This window comes from Microcystis sp. BLCC-F209 (assembly GCF_041928595.1).
Lineage (GTDB): Bacteria > Cyanobacteriota > Cyanobacteriia > Cyanobacteriales > Microcystaceae > Microcystis.
The window spans coordinates 28,874-48,129 of the sequence record NZ_JBHFLL010000290.1 but is presented as its reverse complement, the minus strand read 5'-3'; the positions used below and the strand labels follow the sequence as shown (position 1 = coordinate 48,129).

At 39.8% G+C, this 19,256-nt stretch carries 17 protein-coding genes and 1 pseudogene; 5 read left to right on the top strand and 13 right to left on the bottom strand.

All coding sequences use genetic code 11. The features are described from left to right. Positions 1-310 precede the first annotated feature (310 nt). The 4 genes from ACE1AQ_RS18690 to ACE1AQ_RS18675 all read right to left on the bottom strand — a co-directional run bounded on the left by ACE1AQ_RS18690 (position 311) and on the right by ACE1AQ_RS18675 (position 2,177). Positions 311-544 (bottom strand): photosystem I reaction center subunit IV, encoded by a 234-nt coding sequence (locus ACE1AQ_RS18690; protein WP_002800416.1) that lies wholly within the window; start codon positions 542-544, stop codon positions 311-313. Positions 545-623: 79 nt separating this feature from the next. Further along, positions 624-1,253, bottom strand: coding sequence for a DUF6391 domain-containing protein (locus ACE1AQ_RS18685; protein ID WP_008200845.1), 630 nt, complete (start codon positions 1,251-1,253; stop codon positions 624-626). 78 nt (positions 1,254-1,331) lie between these two features. Then, complete coding sequence (locus ACE1AQ_RS18680; protein ID WP_255348753.1) at positions 1,332-1,460, bottom strand: hypothetical protein; 129 nt, start codon at positions 1,458-1,460, stop codon at positions 1,332-1,334. A gap of 15 nt (positions 1,461-1,475) precedes the next feature. Continuing rightward, complete coding sequence (locus ACE1AQ_RS18675) at positions 1,476-2,177, bottom strand: 16S rRNA (uracil(1498)-N(3))-methyltransferase (protein WP_008200848.1); 702 nt, start codon at positions 2,175-2,177, stop codon at positions 1,476-1,478. 322 nt (positions 2,178-2,499) lie between these two features. Between ACE1AQ_RS18675 and ACE1AQ_RS18670 the strand changes: the two genes are divergently transcribed. The 3 genes from ACE1AQ_RS18670 (at position 2,500) to ACE1AQ_RS18660 (ending at position 5,333) form a co-directional block, all read left to right on the top strand. Beyond that, the gene (locus ACE1AQ_RS18670) at positions 2,500-2,670 is read left to right on the top strand and encodes a hypothetical protein (RefSeq protein ID WP_008200850.1); all 171 of its coding nucleotides are present in this window, start codon (positions 2,500-2,502) and stop codon (positions 2,668-2,670) included. Between the two features lie 309 nt (positions 2,671-2,979). Next, positions 2,980-4,926, top strand: coding sequence for an AAA family ATPase (locus tag ACE1AQ_RS18665; RefSeq protein ID WP_008200852.1), 1,947 nt, complete (start codon positions 2,980-2,982; stop codon positions 4,924-4,926). Beyond that, the gene (locus tag ACE1AQ_RS18660) at positions 4,926-5,333 is read left to right on the top strand and encodes a hypothetical protein (protein WP_008200854.1); all 408 of its coding nucleotides are present in this window, start codon (positions 4,926-4,928) and stop codon (positions 5,331-5,333) included. Before ACE1AQ_RS18665 ends, ACE1AQ_RS18660 begins: the two co-directional genes overlap by 1 nt. A 42-nt stretch (positions 5,334-5,375) precedes the next feature. Here the strand turns inward: ACE1AQ_RS18660 and ACE1AQ_RS18655 are convergent, their stop codons facing one another. The 8 genes and pseudogenes from ACE1AQ_RS18655 to secA form a co-directional block, all read right to left on the bottom strand. After that, positions 5,376-5,627 carry a hypothetical protein gene (locus ACE1AQ_RS18655; RefSeq protein WP_008200855.1) on the bottom strand — a complete coding sequence of 84 codons (252 nt, stop codon included), beginning with the start codon at positions 5,625-5,627 and terminating at the stop codon, positions 5,376-5,378. A 4-nt stretch (positions 5,628-5,631) separates the two neighbouring features. Beyond that, on the bottom strand, positions 5,632-6,390 hold the full coding sequence (locus ACE1AQ_RS18650) for a hypothetical protein (protein WP_008200857.1): 759 nt from the start codon (positions 6,388-6,390) through the stop codon (positions 5,632-5,634). Between the two features lie 30 nt (positions 6,391-6,420). Beyond that, positions 6,421-6,813, bottom strand: a complete 393-nt coding sequence (locus tag ACE1AQ_RS18645) for a Mo-dependent nitrogenase C-terminal domain-containing protein (protein ID WP_008200859.1) — start codon at positions 6,811-6,813, stop codon at positions 6,421-6,423. Positions 6,814-7,497: 684 nt separating this feature from the next. After that, positions 7,498-9,255, bottom strand: coding sequence for an arginine--tRNA ligase (gene argS / locus ACE1AQ_RS18640; RefSeq protein ID WP_106908239.1), 1,758 nt, complete (start codon positions 9,253-9,255; stop codon positions 7,498-7,500). Positions 9,256-9,347: 92 nt separating this feature from the next. Continuing rightward, positions 9,348-9,734 (bottom strand): annotated as a pseudogene (locus ACE1AQ_RS18635) (type II toxin-antitoxin system VapC family toxin). Beyond that, the gene (locus ACE1AQ_RS18630; protein ID WP_008200865.1) at positions 9,734-9,961 is read right to left on the bottom strand and encodes a DUF2281 domain-containing protein; all 228 of its coding nucleotides are present in this window, start codon (positions 9,959-9,961) and stop codon (positions 9,734-9,736) included. Before ACE1AQ_RS18630 ends, ACE1AQ_RS18635 begins: the two are co-directional and overlap by 1 nt. Positions 9,962-10,002: 41 nt before the next feature. After that, positions 10,003-10,482, bottom strand: coding sequence for a 2-C-methyl-D-erythritol 2,4-cyclodiphosphate synthase (ispF, locus tag ACE1AQ_RS18625; RefSeq protein WP_110544973.1), 480 nt, complete (start codon positions 10,480-10,482; stop codon positions 10,003-10,005). 502 nt (positions 10,483-10,984) lie between these two features. Next, complete coding sequence (gene secA / locus ACE1AQ_RS18620; protein ID WP_110544975.1) at positions 10,985-13,801, bottom strand: preprotein translocase subunit SecA; 2,817 nt, start codon at positions 13,799-13,801, stop codon at positions 10,985-10,987. A gap of 222 nt (positions 13,802-14,023) precedes the next feature. On the opposite strand from secA, the gene ACE1AQ_RS18615 reads away from it, so the two are divergent. Then, positions 14,024-15,016 (top strand): ImmA/IrrE family metallo-endopeptidase, encoded by a 993-nt coding sequence (locus ACE1AQ_RS18615; RefSeq protein WP_110544977.1) that lies wholly within the window; start codon positions 14,024-14,026, stop codon positions 15,014-15,016. 2 nt (positions 15,017-15,018) lie between these two features. Then, entirely contained in the window at positions 15,019-15,675 is a 657-nt protein-coding gene (locus tag ACE1AQ_RS18610; RefSeq protein WP_110544979.1) for a hypothetical protein, read from the top strand. A 300-nt stretch (positions 15,676-15,975) separates the two neighbouring features. Here ACE1AQ_RS18610 and ACE1AQ_RS18605 read toward each other — a convergent pair whose 3' ends face one another. Next, positions 15,976-19,155 carry a type ISP restriction/modification enzyme gene (locus ACE1AQ_RS18605; RefSeq protein WP_374808978.1) on the bottom strand — a complete coding sequence of 1,060 codons (3,180 nt, stop codon included), beginning with the start codon at positions 19,153-19,155 and terminating at the stop codon, positions 15,976-15,978. Positions 19,156-19,256: the final 101 nt, after the last annotated feature.

Below are 19,256 nucleotides of genomic sequence, written 5' to 3'. Positions count from 1 at the left end.
ATTTTAGCAAATGGAGAGAATTCTTGTCCATTAAGAAATGTTACAAATTACATGGGTACATTAAGAAAAGTTAAGCGGGTGCATCCATTGATGGATAAGGGTTTTCGGCTATTGTAGTATATATGTATGGGGAAAGTTCAGACATAACACAAACCGAAGAACCTAACTGATTACTGATAACTGATTACTGATAACTGATAACTGATAACTGATAACTGATAACTGATAACTGACAGCTATAAAAAAACCGACCAACAAGAGAGAATTCCTGTCAGTCAGTCGGTGATGATAGGCTGAATTTTAGTCAGCTTTATTTCTTAGCGGGGGCAGCCTTAACGAGTTCCAATTCACTTTCAGCGAAGTTATTGGTATTCAGTCCACCGGCGCTACCACTAAAACCGTGGTAGTTAACAGTGTTAAAACGGACGATAACGGGATAGAGGATACCACTTTTATCAACACTGGCTACGGTTCCTACATCGTTGTACCAGTAAGACTCTTTCCGTTTGACTCTAACTTCGGCTCCGCGTTCGATTCCAGGCATAGCTGTTGTTTTTTTTTAAGGGTTTAGTTAACAGGTTACAATCAGAGCGAATTTGCCGAAAGGGTTTTTACTTTAAGTTTTATTGCAAATCTTGCCACTCTGTTTGGACGAAATGCCCCGAACGTCCCCATAGGTCTGCCTTTGGGGCAATATTAACGATTGTTAAGTTAAAGGGAATGGCCGTAGTCAGGTATTTTTGGGCCGACATTCCCACATCTGGCCCGATTTGAAAAGCGGCTGCAGTGGCTAAACCTAAGCCTAATAACTGAGAAATCGGACCTCTGGGGAAGATAAGATGAGTTCCTAAGACTAAGCCGGCGGTTAAGGCTAAAGTTACCGATAAATTGGTGCCACAACGCGGATGTAGTGCCAATTGCCCCTCGCCATTTTTGAGACGATGAAGAGCCTGTTTGGCCGCCATTTGCAGTTCATTTGTATTAACCTGTCCGTAGAGATAAAAACCCCTATCGGTGGACAGTCCCCCCAGGGCCTCGTTATCCGCAGGGGAATGGTCAAAGGGTGATTGACGACGGGCAGCCATTTCGCTTAATACCCAGACGGTGGCGTGTTCCAAGGCGTGAACCTGTCGCAGGGTGAGAAATTCTTTCAAACCGGGGATAAAGCCGATTTGTGCCAGTAAATCGCTGTCTTGCCGGGGGGAGGGGTTTAACCAGTCAAAAGAGAGGTTAGAAGGGCTACTAGGGGTCATAAAGTTGTGGTAGGGGGCGTTTTTTCGAGGAGGACGAGGGTGCTATAGGGTTGCAAGGCGGTGTCCCAGTAGGTGTCTTTAATGGGGATTGACCAGGGTGGTTTCGGCAAAAGGTGGAAAATCTGGCCACAGGGAAACCGCTGCTAGTTCTTGCTTTAGGTAAGAAGCGAAATGATTCCAGTTATCTGGATTGCTGGTCTTGGTCATAGAAACTCTAGTCAATTAGCTGTCTAAATAGGCGTTAATGATAGCAAGAGCCACTAAGGGAGCGGTAATTGTTCTCAAAATGCGTTTTCCCAATGATACAGGTAGAAAATCAGCGGCGAGCGCTTGTTCTATTTCTGCCTCCGTCCATCCCCCTTCCGGTCCGATGGCCATGGTTATCTCGGTTGATGTTTGCAATTGAGAAAGTAGCGGGGCCACTGTTCTACGGGTAACACCAATATAACAAGTTGTCTGTGGGTTAGCTCCCCGCTTAAGGATGGCTAAAAATGATTGTGGTTCTTCGATAATGGGAATAATCTGTCTTTCTGATTGTTCTACAGCTTCCCGGGCAATTTTTCGCCAACGGTCGATTTTTTGAGGACTAGGATTGACTAAACCCCGTTCTGTCAGCAGCGGGATAATCCGATAAACTCCTAATTCGGTGGCAGCGCGGACGATATCATCAAAGCCATTTTTGGGAATTGCTACCATTAAATTCACTTGTACTGGTAGTTCGCTAGTTTCGTTTATCGCTTCTAAAAGATGGGCCGAATTATCAATTATTTCTGCTAACCACGCTTGTCCTTGTCCATTGAGGGCAATAAAACGTTCATGGGATTTTAAACGAACAACTTTTTTAAGATAATGACTTTGTTCGGGTGTTAAGGTAATTAACCCGTTTTCTAGGTTGTTAAAATCAAGAAGAAGACGGTAATACAAGGCGGTTTAGTCTATATTGATATTGTGATTAGGATCACTGTCAGCTATCTATTTTAGCTTTTATGGTGTTTTTGTATAGGGTTGAGAGTAGATTAGCTTATAGCAGTTATCTTAATGATGAAGTACGTAGTTTTCCTTTTGGGTAGTCAGTCGTCAATACCAAATTAGGTTATACTTCCTGTTGATGACAAAGGCTATAACTTACTATGGCCTCACCTACTCATATCTGTTATAAAATTTATCCTCATCAAGGTATCTCTTGGCAAATAAGAATTAAGACTTGACAATCTCCACTCCCCAACCCCTAACCCCCAGAAAATCCATGGACATCACTGCTAAAATTAAAGATCTGGCACAAAAATATGATATACCTCCTCAACTGCTCAAAGAAGCCATGGCTTTAGAAGTGGAAAAATTTGCTCTAAAAAATCGGCGGCTGTCACCTAAAATTATCGAACTTATCGAAAAATATACCGACTCCCCACAATCATAAATTTTATAGCTCTCTTGCATAATTTATTTTTGGTAAGTAGGGAGGCACAATTATTTGTAGGATGGGTTAGCGGTAGCGTAAGATGATCAGGCGTTGGTTTTCATGCTTCAAACCAACCTACGTTCATCTTATATTTAATGCCACCCACCCACTTAGTTTAAAAACGACAAAAATAAATATCAAGTTGCATAAAATCTCTAAATAAACCATTTAATTGGATTATTATTCATTCTTAATTCTCCTGATTACTGACTACTGGTTACTGAATCCTACCCAACCACAAAATTTTTGATTTTTACAAGAGTTATTATGACTTTGAGACTGAAACAAATTCGCTTAACTAATTGGAAATGTTATCCTAGTCAAAATATTACTTTTAACCTGCATCCCGACAGAAAAATTCAGATTATCTTCGGTAATAATGGCCACGGTAAAACTTCTCTGATGACAGGGATTTTATGGTGTCTCTATGGGGTAGATATTGTATCTAAAGAGACTCTGAAAACCTATTTTTATCGAGGTAAGGATGATTCTTCATCAGCAGAAGAAAAAGAAATGCGGGTAGAATTAAATTTTACTAAAAACGAGAAAAATTACTTTATCAGTCGCACAGCGAAACTAAAATTTAATGGTAGCAGTTCCTATCCTAGCGTAGAGGAAGCATTATTTTATGAAGATGGAACCATGAGAAGTAACTCTAGGGAATATATCGAAGCATTGCTTCCTAAATCTATTCGAGATTTTTTCTGTTTTGATGGCTCAAAAATCGAACAATATACCCAGATAACTCAAACTAAAGAAGCAAAAGAAGCAATTGAAAAAGTTTTGGGTATCCCTGAATTAAGAAACCTGCGCGATGATACAGAAAAAGCCTTACAAGAATTAGAAAAACGTTTAAATAAAGCAGAGGGAACCAGTCATGATTTTAGAGATAAGCTGCAACAATTGGGAGAATTAGAAGAAGATATTGACCTTAAAAAAGGTCAGCTTAAAAATGCCAAAGATAACGAAAAAAATGCTGTAGTTATTCATCAGGATGCTCAAGAAAAAGCTGCTCAGATTGAAAGTTTACAAGAAAAATTGGAGGAAATTCATGATTTAGAGAACAAGCGTATTGATTGGCAATCTCAGTTAAATAACCTACAAAAGTCTATCGATTCTTGGTTAAAAAAAGCTGCGATACCTTTGCTGATTAACTTTGTGCAGGAAATGGCTGACGATTTACAAGTTACTAGCTTAAAAAGCACTTCTAAAACTAATTCTACAGCAGTTTTAAAAGCAATACTTGAGGATAAAAGCTGTCTATGTGGTCGTTGTTTAGATAAAAATTCTCGTGATTTTATCCTTGAAAAAATTGCCGAACTAGAGTCCTTAGAAGTGGACAACGTCACCAGAATAGAAAAAGAGCAAATTAGAATTGATTTACAGGGAATTATCCGAGATAATGCCAAATTTAGTAATTATAGTCAATGGTTTTTACAAAGAGATCGTTTAGAAGAAGAAATTGAAGAAATTAATCAACATATTAGACAGCTAAAACGGGAAAGCACAGGAATAAATCAAGACTCGGTGAGGGAGATTTGGCGAAAAGTTATCGAATCGGAAGGAAAAGTTAAGGAGATTGAAGAAAAGATCGAACGCTTGCAAAAGGAAATCGAAATCAAAGAAAAGCAATTAGAAAATTTACGCAAAGAAGTGGAAATTTTAGCTAGTGAAAATCAAACCACCTCGATGTTATCTAATCAGGTTAAAATGGCCAGAGGTTTAAAAAATGCCACTAACGAATTAATCGAATGGCATATCGATAATTCCCAAAAAATGATTAATCAAGTAACCAGCGATCGCTATTTACAAGTAACCAATAAACCAGAGGAATATAGAGGAGTAGAAATCACTCCCGAATACACTTTAGGAATCCGTACCATCACGGGAAAATTATTAAATCCCGATGTCTTAAGTGCCGGAGAAAAGGAAGCTTTAGCCTTTGCTTTTATCACTGGTTTAAATCAAATAACCGATACTTGTGTACCCCTAATTATGGATACACCTTTCGGCCATTTAGACAAAGAACATCAAAAAAATATTATTAATTCCCTCCCTAATTTAAACTCCCAAGTAATTATTTTAGCCACCGATCGCGATCTTCCCGATCGACTTTTAAATCTGCTGCTCCCCTATACTACTGATATGTTCAAAATACACCGTTTGGCTGCCGATGAAGATGCTTCCGTGATTGAAGTGATGGAGAGTTACTAATGCAGAGAATCGATCCCAGTTTGAAGATTTATGCCTCAGAAACTTCCAGAAATTATCTACAGGTACTAAAAGATAATAAAACCTTTGAGCGCATGGTAGATGCTTATTTATTCGCCGCTGCTTTTGCCATTAAACAAGACTTCAGTATCTACGGAACCACTTTGAGCAATCGACAGGATTTAATTACTATTAGCCAAATCGAGCCAGAAGTTATTTTAGCTTTAACCGCGGGAATTTATATTATCTGTAAAAAGAATTCCTATCCTCAACCCAGCGACGGTAAAGAAGTTTTAGATAAGATCTGTCAATACGCAGAAGTGGGATTAAGGGAATTAAAAGAACGCTGGCAAGGCAAAGTCAGCAATCAAATCCAAGCTGACATTGAGAGAATTATCAATAATCTCTAAAATTCTCCCTATCTAACTATCTTTTTTAGCGATAACGACAAATTAGATTCTTTCCACACTGCCAAAAAAGACGGGTTCCACACGAATAGCAACGATACTAGCCGGACGTAAAACCATATATTCCCCTTGGATATTTCTGATCGGAACATTGATAAAATCGAGGGAATCGGCTTTCGGAATTAATTCGTTACTGTACCACTTTTGAAATTCTTGGATGGTCAAAAAACGGACTTCCTCGCGATGTCCACTGCTTAAGAACAAATGTACAGCGTACTCGTCAGCTTTTCTACTCATTTTTTTAACTAATCAGATGGAATTTTTGTAATAAAGTTGCCATTAAAGGCGGAAAAGTGAGACGCAATTCGCTCAGATCCGAGAAAATTAATTTTTGGTAGCTTGGCAGGTCAAAAGCTAGTTTACCCTTTAATTCCGCCCGATTTTGATAGGTTAGCAGAATTTGTCCGCCCTGTTTACAAGCGATCGCATAACCTAATTCTACACCCACTAGGGGACTAGGCAGTAATTCCGTTTCCTTTTGGCTAATCGCCGTAGCATCGGCAATAAATAATAAACTTTTGCGAATTTGGCGTAATTGACTATCACTCAATCTGGTGACATTGCCCTCAGTTCGGGGCGTTTCTTCGATTTTTAAGGGCAAACGGGAGCGTTTATTGAGATTTTCGACGGTTTCGGTCAAAACTGTTTTTAAAGCGGTGCTAGAGTCCTTAAATTGGCTTTGGGAGCTAAAATAAATGACGGGATCCAACCAAGCGCTGAGGTCCTGTTTAGTAAAATAAATTTCTTGGGAAATCAGGTCAATATTCGAGATGACGTAACCGCCACTACCTTCGAGGTAAAATTCCACCCTTTCCCCTTCTAGATAGCGTTGGAACCAGACAGAACCCTGTATTGTCAGACTATCATCGAGAAAATCGGCTCTTAAACCCGATTTTAAGAGACTATTGCGACTTAAGCGCAAGTCGTGGGGACGTTTGACAACCTCGCGGATAGGTTCGTATTGGTCCAGATACCAAGCTTTCAGGGCAATGATGGCCATAGGTGTGGCGATTAAAGACACTCACCCATTTTAGCAGTAAGCACCGATATCCTCTCCACATTCATCGGCAAGGTAAGAAAGAGCGCGAAATCTTAACATCATCAGGTTTTCGTAGAGGGGATTTAGCTTGCAAAGGGGCGGAATCTCTAGAATTTTCCAGCTAAATAGGGTAATTTTCCGCGCAAAGGGACATTGAGCCGGAATTAGACGACAAATTCGATGAGCTAGTGCGGGTGTATTAATCTCTAGGCGATCGATTCGTTGCCGCAGGGGTTGCCATAAATCCCATTTTGGTTGCGGTGACGGATTTTTCCGATTGCCTTTCGACCAAGGGGCGATCCAATTAGACACAATTATTTTATTTGTGGTATAATCTGATACATCAGCATCGGCCATAGCTTTATCTTCAATTGATTGACTCATAAGGTTCTATCTGAGACTACGGGAGGGCAAATGCTCTTTGCCTAAAATCCTCTAGGACTTTCGGACATTTGACCGCTTTAACGATAACATCTCTGGGATAAAATTACCCGTTAAGACTGCACGGGAACGCTGGGGCTGCGGCGAGGAAACTTGAACATTTGTACTAACTTTCCATCTCCGAGTTATCACCTGAAAGCTAATAGGCAACAGACGACAATAAGATAACGTCACCAGTGAGTTTAACTAGATTAATCTCTAAGCTTCCCCCAAAGATATTGGCTCTGATTAGAGCTATTTCTAGGTTAGCAAAAAGTCAGGTTTTTTCACGTCAGCATAGTACACTTTTTCTGGGTATAAAATGGCACCCAGTTTTGTCAAAGATACGCAATGCAAGGGGTGGGGTGTGGGAATTATCAATTATGAATTATCAATTATGAATTGGGTAGTTGGCTCTCTTAGGTTTGGTGGGCAAAATGTATTCTAAGATACAGTCCTGCTGGCGGTCGCAACGCGCTCGCTACGCGAGACCGAGTGGAAGGAACCACAAAGACACAAAGGACACAAAGATTGATCGATCATAGTGTAAGTTAAACTTATCACACAGAACCTAGAAGAGCCAGGAGTTTTTTGCTGTGAACTGATAACTGATAACTGATAACTGATAACTGATAACTGATAACTGATTTACATTCTTTCCAAAACGGGAATTCCCAGGAGATATAAGCCTAATTTTAGGGTTCTTGCCGTTAAATCACACAAAACTAAACGAGAGGTTTTAATCGGTTCTGCTGCTTTCAGAACGGGACAATTCTCATAAAAACGATTATACTTTTTACTGAGTTCATAAAGATAATCACATAAACGATTGGGTAATAAATCTTCTTCCACGGCACTAATTACTTCCGGCAGTTGCAGTAATTGTTTAGCCAGAATTAATTCGCTTTCATCCTTGAGAATTAGCGGTGAATTGGCACTTAAATCCTGAAAATTAATACCACCTTCGCGACTGATACTCTGAACCCTAGCGTAAGCGTACAGCATATAGGGGGCGGTGTTGCCTTGCAGATTGAGCATTTTGTCGTAACTGAAAACGTAGTTACTATTGCGATTTTGGCTGAGATCGGCGTATTTAACGGCACTTAATCCGACAGTTTCGGCAGTCTTAGCCATAAAATCGCTGGTTTCTTCTCTTTCCTCGCTTGTCAGTCTTTTTTCTAAGTCAGCTAGGGAACAGGCGATCGCTTGATCGAGTAATTCTTGTAATTTTACTGTCTCCCCGGAACGAGTTTTTAATTTTTTACCATCTTCCCCTAAAACTAATCCAAAAGCGACGTGAACCACTGCCACATTATCGGGTAAAAATCCCGCTTTTTTAGCCACCTGAAATACTTGGGCAAAATGGTTAGCTTGTCCAGCATCGGTAACATAAATTATTCTTTCGGCTTTATCTTGACGCACTCGATAACAAATTGCTGCTAAATCGGTGGTAGCGTAATTATAACCGCCGTCGGATTTCTTGACAATTAGGGGCAGAGGATACCCCTCTTTGTTGGTAAAACCATCGAGAAAGACGCATAAAGCGCCGTTGTCTTCTGTTAGCAATCCCTGTTGCTCTAATTCTCTGATTACTGTCTCAAGGTAGGGATTATAAAAAGATTCACCCCTTTCGGTTAGTTTTATATCGAGAATATCATAGATTTTCTGAAATTCCCGTCGTGATTGTTGACAAAGTAACTGCCATGCTTGACGACTTTGAGGATCACCCGACTGTAATTTTACTACGGCTTGGCGGGCAGTTTCTTTAAAGTTTTCGTCTTCATCAAAACGAATTTTGGCCTTTTTATAAAAGCTAACTAAATCCCCTAAATCCAGAGCATCTGCTTGGGTTAAAGCACTAGGATAAGCTTCTTGTAGATAGGTGATTAACATCCCGAATTGAGTCCCCCAATCCCCGACGTGATTAAGACGAATTACTTGATGATGACGAAATTCCAAAATCCGAGCAATACAATCACCGATTATAGTCGATCGCAAGTGACCGACGTGCATTTCTTTGGCAATATTGGGACTGGAAAAATCGACAATAATTTTTTGACTGGGGTTAGCAGCGGCAACTCCTAAACGGTTGTCAGTAATTAGGTCTTTTAATTGGGTTTCTAGATAACTGGGTTTAAGGGTAAGATTGATAAAACCGGGTCCGGCAATTTCGGGGGGTTGACAGAGATCATCTATCTCTAGATTTTTTAGTAAAGTTGTCGCCACTTCCCGGGGTTTTTGTTTTAATTCTTTGGCTAAAGAGAGGGAAATATTACATTGATAATCGCCAAAACGGGGGTTACTAGCGGCCACAATTAGGGGATCGGTAGCGGCGAAGTTTTCCCCAAAGGATTTAACTAGGGATTGGGAAAAACGTTCTTTTATTTGTTGGATAATGGCAGTCATAGAGAGAATTTAGGAATGAATGTTAGAAATCTATGGGTAATGAGGAAATTTATCTTGCTCTCATCTTGAATAGAATTGAGCCGGACGGGGTATTATGTCCATTTTCTTGGTACATTATAAGCATCAAATTTAGTATCTTTACTAATTAGAATTAGTGATCTGTTTAGAGACTGAGCAATTAGCATTCTATCAAATGGATCACGGTGATGCAAGGGTAAAGTACAAATTTTTAGAGTATCAGAAAATGATATAGACAGTAAGGTTATATCTGATGCTTCTAGTTTAGTTTCAATGGTTTCATAACTTTTTTGTAGGGCTAACTTACCTAAATTTAACTTAATCGCGATTTCTCAGAGACTAACAATACTGACATAAACTTCAGGAGCAAAATCAATTTCCTCCCGAAGATTATTAGGCAAGTTAGAATCGTTTTCAGTTAACCAGATGAAAGTATGGGTGTCCAGAAGAAAAGATGTCATCACATATATTCCTGAAAATCTTCCAAAGACTCATCAAAATCATCGGACAAAGGTAAGGTAAATGTACCTTGCAAAATTCCTGAACGACGTTTTCTAGGAGAAGGTTTCTCTATAATAACATCTGATTGATAATTGGCCATCAAATATTCAGCATAGTGAAGCAGTTCTATTTTTAATAACTCTGGCATTGCTTCGACAGTTTCTAAGATTTTTGTGTCTATATTCATAGGTTTGGCATACTTAATCTCAGCAAATTTTTACTAATTACTTATTCCTTAACCAATAAAACCACGGCATAAACTGCGATACCTTCTTCTCGTCCCACCGGTCCCAATTGTTCGTTAGTAGTGGCTTTAATTCCCACCTGGTCAGGATTAATCTTGAGAGTTTCTGCTAATTTGGCTCGCATCGCACTGAGGTGAGGTTTCATTTTCGGTTTTTCGGCGACAATTACCGAATCAATATTATTAATCTGCCAACCTTTATCGATAATTAATTGATTAACTTGTTCTAATAATTTTAAACTATTCGCCCCTTGCCATTGTGGGTCTGTGGGGGGAAAATAATGACCGATATCGCCTAAACTAAGCGCACCCAGCATGGCATCCATAATAGCGTGGGTTAAGACATCGGCATCACTGTGACCCAATAAACCCACAGTATGGGCAATTTCTACTCCTCCCAAAATTAAAGGTCTTCCTGTTACCAATCGGTGGATATCGTAGCCGTTACCAATACGAATATTCATAGAGCAGTCCTCATTGTCGGTGTTTCTGCAAATGTGAGATGCACCCAAATTGCGGTAGAATTTTCTTGGGGATAATCTCCTAACTTCTGACTATCCACTGCCGATTCCCGCAAAGGATAGCCATTTATTCTATCAAATTGAGAAGATATTAGGTAAGAACTAACTAAACACAATTAATTACACATATCTAACCACCTCTTGCCTTTTGCCTCTTGCCTTTTGCCTATCCTAACCAAAAAGTTAATTTTATCCTACTTACTTATGATAACACTTGTGACTATATTTTTCACTGCCTTGCTGGCAGTTACGGATTTTACTTACCAAGTTTTGATTCATTTTCCCATACAAATCATCAATTTTTTGGGGTCGTTGTTGTCCTATGGAGTAATCGGACTGATAATTTTTGTCCTAGTCTGGATTGTGGGTGACTGATTTCTCGGTAGAAAAAAATGAGAGAATCAGCCTTAGCCAATTCTCCCCAATTTAAGCCAACTTTTAATTTTTACTGTTCACTAGCCACTGCTTGGGGTTGTCCTTGCGGTTGGAATTGGAACATGGAATAAACCACATTGCGACGGATATCAATCATCATTTCTAAAAACATCTCGTAACCTTCCTGTTTATACTCAATTAGGGGGTCTTTTTGACCGTAACCGCGTAAACCAATCGACTCCCGTAAAGCTTCCATAGCTTGCAGGTGTTCGCGCCATAACATATCGATTTGTTGCAGGATAAAATAACGTTCGGCATCGCGCATTAAACCGGCGCGAATATTATCCACTTGACGTTCCTTAATTTCGTAGGCTTTGCGAACTTCTTCGTGTAGGAACATCTTGATATCATTGACACTCATATCCTCGACATCTTTAGCGGTAATATCTGCCAATAGATAGACGAATTCCTGAGATTTACTAATCAGTTTTTCCAAATCCCATTCTTCCGCCGGCAGTTCGGGATTAACATAAGCCATGACGATTTCATCCATGGTTTTTTCGGCGTATTGCAGCACCTGTTCTTTTAGGTCCATCCCCTCCAAAACCCGACGACGTTCGGCATAAATAGCGCGCCGTTGATTATTCATCACCTCGTCGTATTCAAACACCTGTTTCCTGGCATCATAATAGAAGGTTTCCACTTTTCTTTGCGCTCCTTCCAGAGAACGAGTTAACATTCCCGATTCAATGGGCATATCTTCTTCCACCCGGAAGGCATCCATTAAACCCGCCACGCGGTCGCCCCCAAAAATCCGCAATAAATTGTCTTCTAGACTTAAAAAGAAGCGTGTAGAACCGGGGTCGCCCTGTCTGCCCGCCCGGCCTCGCAATTGGTTGTCAATACGGCGGGATTCGTGGCGTTCCGTCCCGATAACGTGCAGTCCGCCTCTTTCTACTACCTCATCGTGTTCTTTACCCGTGTAATCTTCATAACTTTTGCGAATTAATTTATAGACTTCGCGTAACTTTTGAATAACTGGGTCATCCGTGGGGGCTTTTTCGGCTGCGATAGCGATTTTTTCTTCTACTTCTAATTCCGGTAAACTTTGAGTTCCGTGGGTATCAACGGCAAATTTAACCGCTTCTTTCAGGGCATTTTCTACCTCTTTCGGTAACTCGGTGGGAAAAATTTCCGCCGAGGCGCGCCAGTTTTTTTTCTTCTTACCCGGGGCGAATCCCTGCGGGCGATTGCGTTCTCCTAAACTGGGTAAACTAAAGGCCAGATTGTCATCCTCGGGCATAACTAATTTGGGCATTAAATACTCGCGAATTTTCAATCGGGCCATATAGTCGGAGTTACCACCGAGGATGATATCGGTTCCCCGTCCCGCCATATTCGTAGCAATAGTTACGGCCCCGGCCCGGCCTGCTTGGGCGACGATTTCCGATTCCCTTTCCACGTTTTCTGGACGGGCATTAAGTAAGTTATGGGGAATCTTTCTTTCCTGTAATAACAGCGAAAGCACTTCCGATTTTTCCACACTGGTGGTACCGACTAAAACCGGGCGACCCTGTTCGTGCATTTGTTGACATTCTTCGGCGACGGCGTTCCATTTTGCCTGTTCATTTTTATAGACCACATCGGCTAAATCTTGCCGGCGAGAAACGCGGTTAGTGGGAATAATTGTTACTTGCAGGTTATAGACTTTTTCTAGTTCCGTTTCTTCGGTTTTAGCCGTCCCGGTCATGCCAGATAATTTCGGATAGAGTAGGAAAAAGTTTTGATAGGTAATCGTGGCTAAGGTTTGGGTTTCCTGTTGAATTTCTACCCCTTCCTTAGCCTCCACTGCCTGATGTAAACCATCGCCCCAACGTCGCCCCGGTAATACCCGTCCCGTGAACTCATCAACAATAACAATTTCACCACTGCGGACGATATAGTTAACGTCTTTTTTCTGGAGTTCTTTGGCACGAATAGCGTTAGAAATATAGTGCGCCCAGGGATTTTCTTGGTCGTATAAATCGGTAACTCCTAATAGTTCTTCCGCTCTTTTAAAGCCTTCATCGGTCATTAAAACGTTACGGTCTTTTTCGTTAACTTCGTAGTCTCCCGGTCCGTCTTCTACTTTTTGGCGCACTAATTGTTTGGCGATTTCGGCGGCGAGAATATATTTTTCTGTGGGTCGATCGATCTGTCCTGATATAATTAATGGAGTTCTGGCCTCATCGATAAGAATGGAGTCCACTTCGTCGATAACGCAGTAGTTAAAGGGTCTTTGGACAACTTCCCCCATCACTGTAGCCATGTTATCGCGCAGATAATCAAAGCCGAGTTCGCTGTTAGTGGTGTAGGTGATGTCACAGGCATAATTTTTCTTTCTTTCTTCCGGACTCATGCCGGCTTGAATTAGTCCCACACTTAACCCTAAAAAGCGGTGTACCTGCCCCATCCACTCCGCGTCACGACGGGCGAGATAATCGTTGACGGTGACGACGTGAACCCCTTTTCCGGTCAATCCATTCAAATAAGCGGGGAGTGTGGCAACTAGGGTTTTTCCTTCCCCGGTTTTCATCTCGGCGATTTGTCCTTTGTGCAGTACCATTCCCCCCAATAACTGCACGTCAAAGTGACGCATCCCTAAGACTCGGATTCCCGCTTCCCGGACAATGGCGAAAGCTTCGGGGAGGATTTCCTCGAGAATATCCTCTCTTTGCTCATAATTTCTCGCTTTGTCCAATCTTTCCTTAAATTCGCTGGTTTTGCTCCTTAATTCCTCATCGGACAGGTTTTTAATGTCTTCTTCCAGCAGGTTGATTTCGGTGACGAGGGGCTGAAATTTTTTAATTTTGCGGGCGTTGGGATCTCCGAGTAGGGCTTTTAACATAGCAGTTTTTATTCTCTCGCTTCGATTGGCTCTTGATCTGTGGTGTTAACAATTGTATCACTCTCGTTGGGAGTAGAGAGTCATTTATCGCTGAAAAGGGACTCTTGCCAGTGGGCAAAAATTAAGTTAGAGATGGTATCTTAGAGATAAGAATATACTGATCTACTTTGATTCCCTAAAACCTTAAAAAACTTAGTATTGCCGACAAAGGAGGGTGAAACCATGACAGAAAGCCTTACCATGGCAGCCCTCTACGGGAAACTCTCAAAAATCGGACTAAAAAAAGATTATGTCCGAGAAAATGGCTTGCCCAGTTGGTGGGATGATGAACTCAATGATAAACCCGTTGCAGTCCTAGAAGGGGCAGGTTATATCGCCAAAAAGCTCAATCTTGACCTCTCATCCTTATTAACCCCTCAAGAAAAGGTCAAATTTAATCGACCTCCTCATACTAAATTTAAACAGCACAATAGCCAAAATAACCAACATCCCCATCTAGCACAAGCTTTAGCGAGTCGGTTTGCTGAGTTAATTTCCTTGGGGGTTGAAGTTAATTATACCCCTTTATCTAAGGATGCTAAAACCATCAGAGAAGACATCTTAAGTCACTGGCCAAAGGTTGACTTGACCTCTCTTTTAGATTATTGTTGGTCTCGGGGAATAGCGGTGGGATACTTTGATCATTTTCCTGACAAAACTAAGAAATTTGCTGGATTAATTCAATGGTATTCCACTTGTCCTGTAATTATTCTTAGTTCAAAATATCAACAGTCGGCAAGACTCGCTTTTGACTTAGCGCACGAATTAGGACATTTAGCATTAGCACATCTAAAAGATGGGGTATTAGTTGATGAAGACATTAAATTTGATAATGATAGCGAAGAAAAAGAAGCTAATCAATTTGCCACTGAATTACTCCTAGGTGATTGTGATAACTGCCTTGGGGATAGGAAATTCCCAAATACTGAAAAATTCAGTATATATGTTCAAGAACATTTTATCTCTCATCATCCGGATATTGATATATGTGCAATTATTCTGAACTATGGATGGCATAACAGGCGCTACTTTGCTTTAGCCATGGCTACTTTAAAATTATTAGAACCCAACCCAAATGGCAATAAGATTATTAATGAATATTTGGCCAATCAGTTAGACTGGGATAAATTTGATGACGAAACCTACGAGTATCTAGAAAAGGTGTTAGGAGTTTAACCTTGATAGGTTCTGTTTATTGTTTGGATAATGACATTATCCTAAAATTGTCCACCTATGGCTTATTTGAGAAAACCCTCAATACCTTTGGAGTTGAAATTAATCAAGTTAAAATTCTTCAGACATTTCAATATAAATTTAAAAGGCAAGCGCAACAAAAAAGGAAGAAAAACCCTGTTAAATATAACCTAGAATACGCTTTATCTGTGGTTGAAACCTGCGATAAAATATCAATCAATAATATCAATCAAGAGGATTTTATTCAATTACAGAAAATCGAAGGAATAGATATAGGTGAGGCTATTCTCATCAGTTATGTTAGCTACTTGAATAAACAAAATAATTTAAGCTATTTACTCACGGGAGATAAACGCTGCTTGAAAAATTTAAATGTTCCTGAAACTAATCAGATTACTGACTACCTTCAAGGTAAAATATGGTGTTTAGAACAATTAATTTTAAAAGATATTGAAATTTATGGATTTAAGTGTATTCAAGAGAAAATTTATCCCGTTCGAGATTGTGACACTAATCTTAAATTTATATTCGGTTATAGCAGAGAATCAGCAGAGCAGGAAGTCAGAGAATTGTTAAAAACTGAAATTAGGGAATTAAGAAAAGAAACGGGAAACTTACTTTATCCCTACCCTCCAGGATAGCAAAATTTGTTGTTTATTTTCGTTGATACAGTCCTGTCAGCAAGCGAGTGGAAGGAACCACTCCAGACACAGAGGACACGAAGAATAAGAGAGCATCCTTGGGAGTGGAGAATCATTTAAGTAGGGAGGCACAATTATTTGTAGGATGGGTTAGCGGTAGCGTAACCCATGCAGGCGTTGGGTTTCATGCTTCAACCCAACCTACGTTCATCTTATATTTAATTCCACCCACCCACTTATCGGTGAAAAGGGACTCTTGCCAGTGGGCAAAAATTAAGTTAATCTTCTCTCACCGGTGGCTTAACTAAAGGGGAAACCACCATATTTATTGATAATTATATCTATAGTTTCCATAATTGCGATCGATTCGCCCAAAATGGAGATAATTTGTTGATAATGTTCTAGGTCATCATAGCTAAGGTGGCGACCTTTGCGGTCTTTTAGCCACTTCTGACACACTTGATAACCGCCGATATAAAAGTTCCAAATTTGGGGCGGAATCCCCGCAAAATACTGGTCAGAATTAATCGAAATTTGTTGTTTATTTTCGTCATATTTCACCTGTTCGACTAGATTGGAACCCGCCACGGGATAGCTACTAATTTCTTTTCCCGTTGCTTTCATCAGGTGTAAATGTACTAATCTGTCACCTTTTTTGACTAATTCCCAGAATAATTCTTGATTACTGGTGAGAGGAACACGAGGAAAGTCTATTTTTAAAAATTCGGCGTAACGTTGGCGATATTGGGGAGAGTGAAAGACAGCATAGATATAGTTAAAAATGTCTTCTGGTCCAAAGGTTTTCTTTTTGTCTCCTTTGCCATCACTGATAAATTCTAATTCAAGTTTTGCCGAAAGTTCCTTAATAAATTCAGGCGCTAGATTGGGACGGCGTTTTATTTGCATTTCACCGAATAGAGTTAGTTGATCACTTGGATAAAAGTAAAGAGGGAAAAGATAAGCTGAACCTTTATTGCTGACAGTTACCCGATTATCAATTACATAATCAGTGGCAATGGCATGATTAAAAATAGATTCAGCAACTTGTCTAGTTGTAATCAAACCTAAATTATCATCAATCATATTATTCATAACTTCTTGCTTAGGTCGATCTACTAATTCCTGATGCTGAAAATATTTTCGGATGTCAAAGGGACGATATAAACAATTGATTATTTTTTCTTTCCAATAGTTATCTTTAGCAAGAGTTTTCCTTTTTTCTCTTAGATTCCAATCTTTTCTATCATATTCTCCATAAATAGATTGAAAATCAATTTCAGAAATATCTAAGTTTCTAAAATCATTGATACGTTTTTCTAAATTATCTATATCTATATCAAAAACTAATTCATCTCGGTGGGTTTTAATTCCAGTTGAATTAACTGGCATAATTTCAGTAATCTTCCAAAATTGATCGTATTCCGAGCGCAGATTAATATTCTGAGGTTTAAATAGATAAAAAGGAGAATCAGGTTGTAATTCCTGCCAAGAAGTAGAATAAAGATCATTTTCCTCTAACCAGTGATACTTACCACCGACAATAACTTGATTCTCAATTATCTCTCTTTTCCCCCATAAATCAGCATGATAAACTTTAGCTAAATTTGAAGAACTATTGTGATATTTAATAAAAATACCAATAGCTACACCTTGCTGAATATCAAACACATTTTGATCCAGTGAACCGTCGGGACAGATTTCTTTTTTCTTACTATTGCCGTGTAAATCGAGAATATAAATATCATCAAAAGTTTTTAATAAACTTTGACGCATTCCCCGAAAAGTTAGATTATCTAAATAGCTGTGATTAGTTATAAATGCAAAAACTCCGTAACCAGTGGATGACAATCGATACTGAGCAAAACGAATAAATTTTACATAATCATCAAGTAATAATTTAGAGTTACTCTCGCCTAATGGTTTTCCATCTAATTGATAATAATCTCTGACCAAATCTATAATCCACGGATCAGTATTCTCTGAAACCGCAGAATAGGGTGGATTGCCTAAAATAACCATAACTGGCATTTCTTGCTTAACATCTTTTGCCGCGGCTGCTTCATCGCGAATGCGATTTAAAAACCCATCAGCAGGGGGAATTTGAAAAGCTTCCTGTAGGGTGTTGGTGAGATAGATTCCCAAGCGTTCATCGGCACTAAAATCATAGCCTAATTCCTGAAGTTGTAAACCTAATTTCATGTGTGCTACGGTGTAGGGAGCCATCAGTAATTCAAACCCAAAGAGACGGGGTAATAAATGTTTACTGACATAACTAGACCACATCCCTTTCTGTTGACGAAAACTATCATAGATATGGTCGATAACAGAGTGTAAAAAAGTGCCAGTTCCCACAGCAGGATCGAGGATTAAAACTTGGTGAACTTCCTGAGTTTCTTGGCTATTATTAGGATTTTTAATCGTAATTTTTTTGGCATCGGCCAAACCTTTAGGAATCTGAAACTTATTTTTTAGAATATAGTCCACACTGCGAACCATGTAAGAAACCACGGGTTCAGGGGTATAATAAACCCCCCTAGACTCACGCATTTTACTATCGTATTCGGCTAAAAAAGTCTCATAAAAGTGAACCACAGGATCCTGCTTGCGCGTGCGTTTTCCAAAGCTGCCCAGAATCCCCTCCATGTCCGTTTGTTGTAAAATAGTCGCTAGAGTATCCACGGCCCAAGTAATCCGCTCATCTAATTCTGTACCAGCAATTTGATGAAAAATTCCCCGCAAAAAAGGGTTAGTTTTCGGGAGGCGAAATGCTGCTGTTTCCCTGGAAAAAGAACTTATTTGATCCGTATTACAGCGTGCTGCGAATAAACCATAACAGATTGTTTGTGCATACATATCCGCGAACTGCGCTTCATTGAGATCACTAATTAAAACTCGTTGAAAAGATTGCAATTGTTGCCGCAACATTCCCCCGCAATCTTGATCTTTTAAAGCTTGGCCGATTGCATCTCGAATTAACTGCGCTAAAGCGGCCATTTTTTTCGCTAATTCTCGCGGTGTTGTTATCTGAATAACTTTTGAGAGGAAAAATTGACAGAACAATTGTTCTACTTGTAAAATACCCTGGGAATCAGGTTTAATTTGCTTTTTTTGATTAAGACTTGCCACGGCAGCTGATAGACGCAATTCTCCCGATACATACCAACGAAATTCTAAATGATCGGTGATAATTAAATTACCTAAAGCCTGTAAATAACGTTTTATTTGGGGAGTATTTTCAACCTTTTTGAGAGAAGTTCCGATATCTTTTGCTTCCAGATGGCCAATTTCTACCATACCCTGATTAATCACAAAATCTGGAGCGCCACAAGCAATCCTTTTGGGTTCATTGAGAGCTTGTAGGTTATTATTTAGGGATTCAATTAATTTTTTTAAAGCAGGACGATAACTGTGTTCTGTGGCGTTACCCTGTTGATAAATGCCTGTGATTTCCTCTAGATATTTTGGCAGTGAATTACTCATTATCGTTGCGACATACAAACGTTCTTCTCTAGATAAAATATAACCTCATTTAGCCCCAATGTCCACTGAGATGCCCTCATCCTACTTTATGGCTGCATCTG